We start from the raw sequence: 11,653 nt of genomic DNA, 5'->3' as shown, positions 1-11,653 counted from the left end.
CGTTAAATTTAACAAACATCAGCACAATGAGCGCCTCTCACTCATTGTGCTGATTGATTTTAGGAAACATGATGTCTCATATTCCACAAATAAAAATTCCAGCAACCTATATGCGTGGTGGCACCAGTAAAGGGGTGTTTTTCAATCTAACTGATTTACCTAAATCCGCTCAAGTGGCTGGCGATGCCCGCGATGCCATGCTGCTTAGAGTCATCGGCAGTCCAGATCCCTATGGCAAACAAACTGATGGCATGGGCGGCGCAACCTCAAGTACCAGCAAAACGGTAATACTGTCTAAAAGCCGCCACGCCGATCATGATGTGGATTACCTTTTTGGCCAAGTGGCCATAGACAAACCCTTCGTTGATTGGAGTGGTAATTGCGGTAATTTAACGGCGGCTGTGGGTTCGTTTGCCATATCCAATGGCTTAATTGACAGTAGCCGCGTACCTGAAAATGGTATTGCGGTAGTGCGTATATGGCAGGCCAATATCAGCAAAACCATAATTGCGCACGTGCCAATGGCTAACGGCGCAGTGCAAGAAACCGGTGATTTTGAATTAGACGGGGTGACCTTTCCTGCAGCCGAAGTACTGGTAGAGTTTTTAGCGCCAGCAGACGCTGATGCAGCGATGTTCCCAACTGGCAATGTGGTGGATGATTTAGTTGTGCCAGAGCTTAGCGCAAAAGGGATCCCATCCATTAAAGCCACTATGATCAATGCTGGTATTCCAACGATATTTGTTAATGCTGCCGACATTGGTTATGTGGGTAATGAGCTTCAAGATGACATAAACAATGATGATAGCGCATTAGCATTTTTCGAAAGCTTACGTGCCCATGGTGCAGTGCAAATGGGGTTAATTAAACACATTGATGAAGCCGCAGCGCGCCAACACACGCCAAAGATTGCCTTTGTGTCGCCGCCAAGTGCATACAACTCATCAAGTGGTAAAGCGGTATTAGCCACTGATATTGACTTACAAGTGCGGGCATTATCAATGGGTAAACTGCACCATGCCATGATGGGTACAGCAGCGGTAGCAATAGGCACGGCTGCTGCCGTTGAAGGCTCGCTAGTCAATCTTGCCGCTGGTGGACAAGCACGTACTTCAGTGGTGTTTGGTCATCCATCGGGCACTCTAAAAGTGGGCGCAGAAGCGACATTATCCAATGGTAGCTGGCAGGTGAATAAAGCCAGCATGAGCCGCAGTGCAAGAGTGCTTATGGAAGGTTGGGTAAGAATACCTGGTGATAGTTTTTAGGTTGTTTTTAGTGTTTGATTTGGCAGTTATCTTAACGGGATAACTGCCAGTTTAAGTTCTTAAAGATTATCCGTTCGATGATACTAGCCTGTTCGCTTTAAAAATACGACGCATTCAAACGAATCCTTTCCAGCTGAAGAACTTAAAACAGGCTTAGAGGTTTTGCCCGTTGAGGGGGTAGTTTTTGAGTCACAAGTCAGATCATTGAACGCGACTGAAACACTTATAATTTCACCGTTATAATCAATCACAGTGGATATTTTATCATTAGTGATATGGGTTACAATAAATGCAGCATTTTCAAAGCCTTCCTTATGTAGCGGCACAATTTTAAATTCATGCCCCGGGCTGAATCGATTGAGAGCTAGGTTATAGTTTTCTTTACCTATCTTTTGCCATCTAGGCGGGTTAGGGTCATTTATTGTCTTATCTGCTTGGTCTAAACTATTTTCTAGATCCATAATACTTCCTTGTTTCTATGAATTAACTCATAGGAGCTAACTTAGCTGCTTTATGGAAAAACATCAAAAAGTTACATTTCTAGCTCTATCTATATCTATTTGATCAATTGCTTGGCGGCAGTATCCGTAGTTGTGATACCAACTACTCGTTATCCTCTCCCCATAACCTCAGCGCTAAACCTGATGCGCGTGAGGTTACCTGTTTGCTGGCACGCTCAAATACATACGGTGTGCCTAAGCAAATAAAATGCTCTTTAGCGCGGGTGATAGCGGTATAAACCAACTCTTTAGTCAGCAGCTGCCATTGGGCGTTACTGGGTTTTTGTGGTAACACAAAGGCGACTTTTTCAAACTCGCTGCCTTGGCTTTTATGTACGGTCATCGCAAAGCAACTGTCGTGATTGGGTAGCCTTGCAGGTTGTACTTTTAACAAGCTGCCATCGGCTTTAACGAAGTAGGCCATTAATTTTTCAGGCTTTTGCTCATCTTGCAAAATCAAACCAATATCGCCGTTGAATAAGCCTAAATTGTAATCATTACTTTGAATGATAATCGGTCTGCCAAGGTAAAATTCTTGAGTGGGTTTTATCCAATGATTCTGTTTGAGCACATTAGTGATGGCGAGGTTCATGCCATCAACGCCAAATTCACCTGAGCGCATGGCACATAGAATGCGGAATTTATTGAAGGTATCAATAATTTCTTCAGCGCCATAAACCTTGCTTAATTGTTGCGAGTAAGCATGCTGATTATCGAACACTTTTTGCAAATACTCGGCATAAGCTGCCACTGCCGATTGCAATAACGGCAGACTTTGGGCATCGGGCTGATGCTCTATCCAAGTTAACTCTTGATGGCCGCACTGCCACTCACGGCGAATGCCGTTGATGTTGACATAGTTTACCGCATTGGCCAGCAAGCCAATGCCGCCATCGCCTTTAAAGCGGTGGCTGTGCATCAGCATGCATAAATTGTCGCCGAGCATAGGTTTAGGATGAATAAACTGACTGGTATTTTGCTGAGTTAACTGCTGCAATAAGTTGGCCTGCTGTTCTGAATAGCGCATTCGCCATGGTGATGCATTAGCACTAAGATCGGCAGTCACTTTTAACCCTGCACAAATATCAGCCAATACTGCGCCTGCTTCAACGGATGCCAGCTGGTCTTGATCGCCCAATAATATTAGGCGGGCATTTTTAGGCAGGGCGCTTAATAGCTTATGCATCATAGGCAAATCCACCATTGATGCTTCATCGACCACCAATAAATCTAACCTAAGAGGGTTATCTTTATGGTGTCTAAATAAGTGTGAGTTAGGGATCACTCCCAACAAACGGTGCAGCGTAGCAGCCTCTTCAGGAATTTTGCTTAGGGCATCAATTAGCTCTGGCTTACCGGTTTGCTCAACTTGACTTACTAGCCGCGCTTTAGAGGCTTTAATGGACTCACTTAATCGCGCTGCGGCTTTACCGGTTGGCGCCACCAGCCGAATGGTTAAGGCTTTTTGAGTTAGCAGTAACAAGAGCAACTTAGTGACAGTGGTAGTTTTACCTGTGCCGGGGCCGCCAGTAATCACCGCTAAGGCTTTAGTTAGCGCCGTAGCAGTGGCCACTTTTTGCCAGTTGATGCTCTTGCTATTTACATTTGGTTTTTCATCGAATAAGTCATTCAAATATTGCGCTAGCGTTGCGGTATCAACAGTTAAGTTAACTTGTGCCAACTGGTTGAATCGGGCTGCCACTTGGGTTTCAAAGTGATAATACTTGTTTAAGTACAATCGGTTATGCTCAACAATTAATGGCTGGTTATCATCAGGTTGGCCGACACAGGCTAATGCTTCGATAGCGTCACTGAGTTGCTGGTGGGTTATTGTTAACTTGCAATGGGACTCTTGCTCGCAAAACGGATTATCAAGATCGATATTATCGATAACTAAGCAGCTGTGCTGACTTGATAATTGCTGGCTTAATAGCGCACAGATTAATAATAAAAACTCATCAGCAGTGTCATTTTTTGCATCAACTTGAGCGAGCTGAGAGTTGGCCATTTCAAGGGCGAAGTGACGATCAAGTGGGGTAATTAACCCTTGTTGTTGCCAATTTTTAAGTAACTGAGTCATTGGGGCGCTAAGGGTAATCATTATTTTTGCTCCAATGCATTGTTGTTTGAAAATAGTGCATCTAAATCAGTGATTAAGGCCAATGGCGGTTTATCAAAAAATATTCCTGCGCCTGAAGCTTCTGGGCTCATACCACGTAAGAAAAGGTAAAAACTGCCGCCTATATGACGCTGGTAATCATAACTTGGCATTCGCAAAGATAAGTAACGATGCAGTGCCAAGGTATAAAGAATATATTGCAAATTATAACGGTGGCTACTGATGGCTGTCGCCATCGCATTATGGTCATAACATGTTAAATCGTCACCCAAATGGTTAGATTTATAATCGGCAATAAAATACTGGCCTTTATACTCAAAGGTTAAATCGATAAAGCCTTTTAACATGCCTTGTAGCTCGTCAAATTCAAGCCCTGCATCATAACCATATTGTTGTAACAACTGATTTAACTGCTGAGATTTTAATTGGCTAATGGGCAGATAAAACTCCATCTCAACTAATTTTTGCTCTGGGGCTAACTGGGCTAATGTAAGTGGCAAACCATGATCATTTAATAGCTGATTATCTTGCGCTGCATTATTGGTAATGAGCGGGCTATGAAGGATTTGTTGATACCACTGGATTAAGGTATCTGTCCATATCTCTTGGTCAAAACCATATTGCTCCATGGCTTTGGGTAAGGCTTGTGGCAATTCAACCTCAGCATTGGTGAAATCAAATAGCTCTAACACCAAATGCATGAAGCTACCGGCATTGGCGCCGCGCTCGAAGGTAAAACGATTAATGGCGTTGTTTTCAACATCAGTGTCAAAAGGGTTGATGTCAGCTGCGGATTCAAATTGCGGCAGGGTTTCTTGGCTAAAATCTTCATCGTCGGCACCCGGAGAGACTTTTTCATGGGCAAGGTGTTTCACCAAACCTGAGTAACTGCCAACTCGCCATGGGGTGTGGTAATCACGCTGCAAAGTTTTTGCCGCCAATTGTTGCGACTGGCCATTAAGTTCAGTGAGTACTGAGTCATCAATCGCCTCTAGCTGAACCACGCTAATGGCATCGGGCACTGGCGCGCTGGTTTTTATGGCCAGTGCTTGTTGTGATAACAACTCAAAATCACAATCTTTAGTGGTGATCCCCAATAAATAACCAATGGCGGTTTCGTATAAGTGACTACTTACCCCTGCTTTAAGCATGCGGCTATGGTTGGCAATGTATAAGTAACACACATAAACCGGACGGGTGAGCGCCACGTATAACAGACGTAAATCTTCAGCGAGGTTTTCTTGTTTGTATTGCTCCCAGCCTTCTTTCGTGCCCTCAACATCCCAAACTAATTGGTCATTTTTATGGTAAAGCATAGGCGCAGGCTTTTTGCGATTATCCCGCGCGAGACTGATAAATGGCACCATACAAACGGGATATTCAAGCCCCTTACTTTTATGAATGGTAACGATTTGCACCAGATTTTGTTCGCTTTCAAGGCGCAATTGCTGCTCATCATTGCCTTGAGCATCAATCAGTTGTTGCTCAAACCAATTCATTATCGCGCTGCTACCATCAAGTTCGGTGGCTTTTTGCTGCAGTAGTTCGCACAAATGGCGGAAATCGGTGAGTCGGCGCTCGCCACTTTCAGCATTACTATTAGCACTACTATCAACACTACTATCAGCCATACTATCTGAGTTGCTGTCGACGCTTGGGCTAAGCTGTTTACTTAAATAGCGCTTAATCAGCTGGGTTTGGTTAGCCAAACTTAACAGTGCAGGCATGATGCCGCGCTTAAGCCAGGTTTGATGCCAATCAGCAAATTGGTCCAGTAAGCTTTGTCGCTGCTCTTCATCTTGATTAAACAGATGAATTTGCTGGGCGCTGTAACCCATAAGCTCAGTGGCAAGTGCTGCGCGAAGGCAGCGCTCATCTTTCGGGTTAGCAATAGCCCGTAAAATTATCGCCAGTTCAAAGGCCTCTTGGGTGTTAAATACGCTATCTCGGCTTAAAAATACTGCGCCAATATTACGCTCGCTTAAGGCTTGCTTCATCACCGAGGCTTCATTTTTATCGCGCACTAACACGGCAATATCTTTGGCGATGAGCGCTGTGCCATTCATATGGCATTGCTCAGTTTGCGCTTCAGTTAATAAACGTTTTATTTCACTGGCAGCATCATTCGCCAGTAGATGACGGGCAGTAGTTTTATTTAAGCCGCTTTCACCTTCGCCAAGCAGTTTAATTCGCAGCGCTGATTTGTCTTCAGTGGCTTCAGTGAGCTTTTTATTGTCAGCGCTGGCTGGGGTATCAACCACATCATAAGGGATCGCATCACTGATAAATGGATCCTGATGTTGGCTAAAGAGCTGGTTAACCCCATTGACCAGTGCCGTGGATGAGCGGTAATTGGTTTCGAGGTTATAGTGCGCTTTAGTTTGCTTACGGGCATGGATATAGGTATGAATATCGGCGCCGCGAAAGGCATAAATGGCTTGTTTGGGATCGCCAATCATTAATAAACTTAAACTATCAAGCTGGGTTTGCTGCTGATAAATGGTTGAGAAAATAGTAAATTGCAGCGGATCAGTATCTTGGAATTCATCAATTAATGCCACCGGAAAGCGTGTTGCAATGGCTTTGGCTAAATGGTGTGCGCTGGATTCAGTATCAGTTGATTTAGTAGCAGTTGATTTAGTAGCAGTTGATAAGGCATCAGCCAAGGTGATCAAGAGATCATCTGGGGTCATTAAGTTGCGCTGGGCTTTTTGCAGCATAAATCGCAGCCGAATACCGTCACGGGCGCGAATTAAAAATGATGGCTTTATTTGCTGGATAAGTGCAAATAATCGCTCGATATGATCGAGCAGCGGCGCATCATTTGCGCTGGGGATAGTGCCACCTTTATTGAGTTTTAACTCAGATAGCGCCAGCATTTCTAAATCTTTAACTGGCGGCAGGCCATTGCCGAAGCTAACCCAATTGGTTAAGCGATCATACATGGCCGCAAGCTTTGGATAATCATCGGCTTTTTTGCCGAATCTCGCGCCATTGAGCGGTAAGCTGTGTAGCAGTTCCAGTTCTTTTTCACTGTCTGTTGGCCAGCGCTTTTTAAAGCTAGCAAGGCTTTGAACTAATTCATCAGCTAACTGGTTAAACTCTTTCGCCACAAACGGGATATTGGCTTGGCTCGCGCCGAGTAACGGTTTAAGTTGCCAAGCCAAGCTATCAGGGTCGCCAAACTCGTTATCAATCACTTGGGCTAATACTTGTGGCAGTGGGTAACAGGTCTCACGCCAAAAATCACGCACGGCATGATGTAAAAACTCACTGTCATCGAGAGTAAATTCTGACTCGAATAATAGCGATGACTCAAACGCCATGTCAGATAAAATGCGCTGACAAAAACCGTGAATGGTAAAAATCGCCGCTTCATCTAGTGACTTTAGTGCTAAATCTAACCGTCTTAGGGCAATTGCCCGCTCAGACTCTGGTACTTGTTGGTACAGCGCCTCTACAAATTCATCATTGGTGTCTAAGCCAATAAAGCACTTAAAGGCCACTTGAATACGTTTACGAATTCGATCCCGCAGCTCTTCGGTGGCGGCATTAGTAAAGGTCACCACTAAAATTTGTTCACAGGTGAGCGGCGCTTTATCTTTATCGCCCAGTAATAGCCGTAAATACAGCCCTGAAATGGTGTAGGTTTTACCGGTGCCAGCACTGGCTTCAATTAAGCTTGAACCTGCAAAAGGCAGTGTTAGCGGATTAAGCTTGCTGACTTTGGAGCTAGTTTCTTTGCCATGAGCGGTTTCAGAATCAGCGGCCTCTAAGTTGCTAGCATTAGCATTGTCATTAATATGAGTCATTAGGCTTTGCCCCCTTTAATTACTGAGAGCTTAGGTGGTTGGATAGCATATTCGTCAAGCTCGGCGAGGGTGCCTTTGTGATAAATACTCAACATAGGTTGCAGTAACATGGTGGCTGTTTTGCCAAATTCAGCTTCAGTAAAGTCTTCAGGAAAACTAAATAAACGGCGATTATGGGGATCGTTCCCTTCACCAAAGCCTGATTGTTCATCAAGCCATAATGGCTCGGCAGCTTGCAGTTTTTCCATATGATCACCATCGGCTTCAACATAGGCTAACGCGGTGCGCGGCATAAAGCATAACGGCTGGGCTTGGCCATTGAGATAAGCTTGAATAAATTGCTGTAATAATTGCTGAGCGGACTCTGGCGTAATTGCGCTAAAGGCATGAAAATGGCCAATATCCAGCAGGTAACTGTTTTTCTCAACCCCTGCGGCATTAAGGCATAAATGGCGCAAATACACCCTGACAAAATCACGGCCATGGGCAGTGCCAGGGCGATAATTTATTTGCCCTTTAGCGTAAATATCATCGATGCGGCCAATAAGGTTAACGTTAATGCTTGATTGAGTGCTGTCTAAAGCCTCGCTGTTTAGCGGCGTTAGCCCTTCAAACTGTAAATCAATATCCACTTCCTGACTGTGGCTCTTATCGCCTGTGAGATAGAGCACCCGACCAATGACGTATTTAATGTCGTTTTGATAGCGATTAAGCAGCACATCATCAAAGGGCGCCATGGGTAAACTGCCACTGGCTTTTAGCTGGTTGATAAACTCAATGTCAGCGTGTTCAAGTTGGTGATGCACTGCACTGTCAATCATTGCTGATTGCAATTTATAGCGCTCTAATGCATCTAAGTTAAATGGCTCGTCGTTATCGTCAGCTTGAATTCGTAAATTAAAATCAATTTTTAAACTGCGATTGAAAAAGAATTGCGCTGGGCTTCTGAAAAAGCGTAATAATGCCGACAATTCAAGTTGCACAATGGCGCTGCCATCGTCGGCAACAGCATCAAATGGGTTGTCATCGTTGGCTAAATCTAACGGCTTAAGGCGGTTAAAGAAGCGGGCATTATTAAGTAAGTGGTTCGCATCTGCGATACTTGGCGGGCACCACTGATGATTATAACTTTGCTGCAATTTAGTTTGCTGAGTTGCAGTAAACAATTTGGCATCAAAGGGTTGCAGCGGTTGCTGCTGAATTAAATGGCTTAATATTGCTTTATCGGCGTTATTAACTTCAACGCTTTCACGTAAGCCTTGGCTGGTTTCGAGTTGAGGCTCATTATTTGTAGTGAAATAATAGTCAGCAAAATAACACAGCTGGCAATACTCGGTTAGCTCTGACACCAACATTGAGGGAATTCGTTCAGCGTTATCACGCTCAGAGTGGCCAATGTAGCTGATATAAAATTGCTCTCTGGCAGACAATAAAGCTTCTAAAAACAGGTAACGATCGTCTAATCGGCGGGAACGGTCACCTTTAATAGCGCCATTATGGGCCATTAAGTCAAATCCAACAGGGTGTTGTACTCGTGGATACACCCCATCATTCATACCCAGTAAACATACCACTTTAAAAGGAATTGAGCGCATCGGCATCAAGGTACAAAAGTTCACACTCCCTGCAAGGTAGCGCTGACCAACTCGAGATTCATTAAGGTTTTGATTAAACCATTGCTTGAGCACTTCAACATCGAGTTCACCTTGATGACCGGCGTCTTCAAGCTCGGTACTTAAGGTGACTAAGGCTTCGCGAATGGTTTGAACTTGCTCGCGCTCGTCATCATCAGCATCAAAGAAAACCTCTAATAAAGCTTGTAGCTGCGCGATACGTTCAAGGGTTGGACATTGGCTAGCCAGTTGCAGTTGATATTCGTCAATGGCCTCTAAGAAATTGAGTAAATAGCCAAGAATTTGCGCAGACTGGCCTTCAACACCTTGTACTAGCAGTGAATCGTTATAAAGCGCTGATTCATCATTAAAAGCATAACCTTGAATTAAGCGGCTAATACCAAATGCCCAAGAGTTCTGCTTAAACGCTGGTACTCCTTGTTGCAATCGGGTTTTTTCATCACGGCCCCAACGCACGTTGGCATCATCTAGCCAACGTCTAATAAGCTGCAGAGCATCATCATCGAGCTGAAATTTTCGTAAAATTGCTGGGACTTCGAGAATACTGATAATGTCAGTGAGGCCAAAACGGCTTTGATTAATATTGAGTAAATTCAAAAAGCTGTTAATTAGCGGTGACTCTTGAGCTGCGCCTCTATCGGCAATGGCATAGGGAATATAGTAGTTGGCTGTTTTGCCTGAGTCTTGATTACTTCGATGTAAACCGCTATTGCTGGTGCCAAATACTGCATCAATATAAGGCGCATAAGCTGCCACGTCGGGCATCATCACCACGATATCTTTGGGTTTTAGTGATGCTTTACCGTTGTCATTCGCATTGCTTGACAGTAACTCGAGTAAATGATCGTGCAGGGTTTCGACTTCTCGTAGCGGGCTATGGCAACTGCGCAGGGTAATTGATTGGTCTTGCTGGCTTAACGAGCGTCTATTGGCGACATTTTGATAAAGTGCTGCATCAGGGCCAAGGGCTTGGCCTAGGGTTTCCATTTGCAGAATATCGTATTGCACCCCTTGGAGTAGATTTAAACTGTCAGGGGATTGTTCGGGCTCGATATAGCAGTCGTAACTAAAGTCAGTGTGTTCTGGCGGTAGTTCGAGCATTAAATCCAGTAATTCACGGCCCATTTTGCCATTGTTAGCCAGGATCGGATTACCCACTTCGAGCTTTTCTTCCCATTGCTCGCCTAACTGCTTTTTATCAACATATTGCAGCGCCATTCTTGCGCGAGCTTTAGGGTCAACAATATCGCCCCAGTAATGCTGACAAGGGCTTAAGGAAAACATAATCACTTCAATGCGTTCAGCCAAGTGATACAGCACTTGCAAGGTTTGTGGCGGCATAGAAGAAATACCAAACACAAATAATCGCTCAGGTAGCGACTTAATTACAGTGTCAGGGTTTTGCAGTGCGGCAATTAAGTGTTGATGTAAGTTAGCGCGATGATAAGTGCTGGCATTAAGTTGCTGCTGGTTATATTCAATCAGTGCCCGCCACAGTTTAGGCTGCCAAAGCTGGTTTTCTTCCAATTTTAGCGGATGCTCATTGTGCTCCCAAGCTAAAATCCAATCAGGGCGATAAACAAGATATTGGTCAAAAATATCAGCAATACGGCCACATAATTGATACAGCTTAATGGCATCAAAACTGCCAGCTTGGATATAGGGTAGCGCTTCATCTGTATGGTTGGCGTGCTGATTTTCAACCGGAGCTAAATAGGCTTGTAGCGGCACAAAGTCAGGGTCATCAAGTAATGGCGGCAGTAAATCCATTAACTTCCACGTCATCGCCGCTTTAGTAAAGGCATTATCTTTAGGCACATCTGGCAGCAGTTCATGGCATAACTGCCAGGTAAAACTCGACGGCAGCGGAAAGGACAGGGCGGCAGCAATACCATTATATTTAGCCACTTCTAAGCGCAGCCAAGTCGACATCCCCGGACTTTGCACCAAGATATGTTCATTTGCGAGTAAATTAGCGTTATCAAGGGGGATAGCGAGCATTTTAGACAGTTGTTCTGACAGAACTTCCATCTGATTTGATTGAATTAATCTAAGCATTAATCGACTCTACAAATGATGATAAAAACCATTCTAAGAGGTTGTTATTAGGTTTGAAAGGCTTTTATCACATCTAGGGTTTAAGCGCTAAATAAGCAACCAAATTACATGGAGTTTGGTTGGCAAAACTCCTGTTTTTTTCTATAGGATTTATTGATTGAAGCTAAATTTTAATTCAATAATTTACTTGATTATTAATTGAGATCCACTCCCAAAAAAACAACAAGTAGCCTGTTTACTCATGTTTATAGGCAAACAAGCTAGA

At 44.1% G+C, this 11,653-nt stretch carries 5 protein-coding genes; 1 reads left to right on the top strand and 4 read right to left on the bottom strand.

The window, feature by feature from the left end; genetic code table 11:
- The first annotated feature begins 71 nt into the window (after positions 1-71).
- Complete coding sequence (gene prpF / locus BCU91_RS14970) at positions 72-1,265, top strand: 2-methylaconitate cis-trans isomerase PrpF (RefSeq protein WP_102531803.1); 1,194 nt, start codon at positions 72-74, stop codon at positions 1,263-1,265.
- Positions 1,266-1,348: 83 nt separating this feature from the next.
- On the opposite strand, the gene BCU91_RS14965 is transcribed toward prpF, so the two are convergent.
- From BCU91_RS14965 to recC, 4 genes are all read right to left on the bottom strand, one after another.
- On the bottom strand, positions 1,349-1,726 hold the full coding sequence (locus BCU91_RS14965; RefSeq protein ID WP_102531802.1) for a hypothetical protein: 378 nt from the start codon (positions 1,724-1,726) through the stop codon (positions 1,349-1,351).
- 142 nt (positions 1,727-1,868) lie between these two features.
- A complete protein-coding gene (gene recD, locus BCU91_RS14960; RefSeq protein WP_102531801.1) occupies positions 1,869-3,866 on the bottom strand; it encodes an exodeoxyribonuclease V subunit alpha in 1,998 nt (665 codons plus the stop codon).
- On the bottom strand, positions 3,866-7,696 hold the full coding sequence (locus BCU91_RS14955; protein WP_102531800.1) for a UvrD-helicase domain-containing protein: 3,831 nt from the start codon (positions 7,694-7,696) through the stop codon (positions 3,866-3,868). Before BCU91_RS14955 ends, recD begins: the two co-directional genes overlap by 1 nt.
- Positions 7,696-11,388 (bottom strand): exodeoxyribonuclease V subunit gamma, encoded by a 3,693-nt coding sequence (recC, locus tag BCU91_RS14950; protein ID WP_102531799.1) that lies wholly within the window; start codon positions 11,386-11,388, stop codon positions 7,696-7,698. Before recC ends, BCU91_RS14955 begins: the two co-directional genes overlap by 1 nt.
- Positions 11,389-11,653 lie beyond the last annotated feature (265 nt).

This window comes from Shewanella sp. 10N.286.52.B9, from assembly GCF_002873635.1.
Classification (GTDB): Bacteria; Pseudomonadota; Gammaproteobacteria; order Enterobacterales; family Shewanellaceae; genus Shewanella.
Note: the sequence above shows the minus strand (reverse complement) of the source record. Positions and strands in the feature narration are given on the sequence as shown.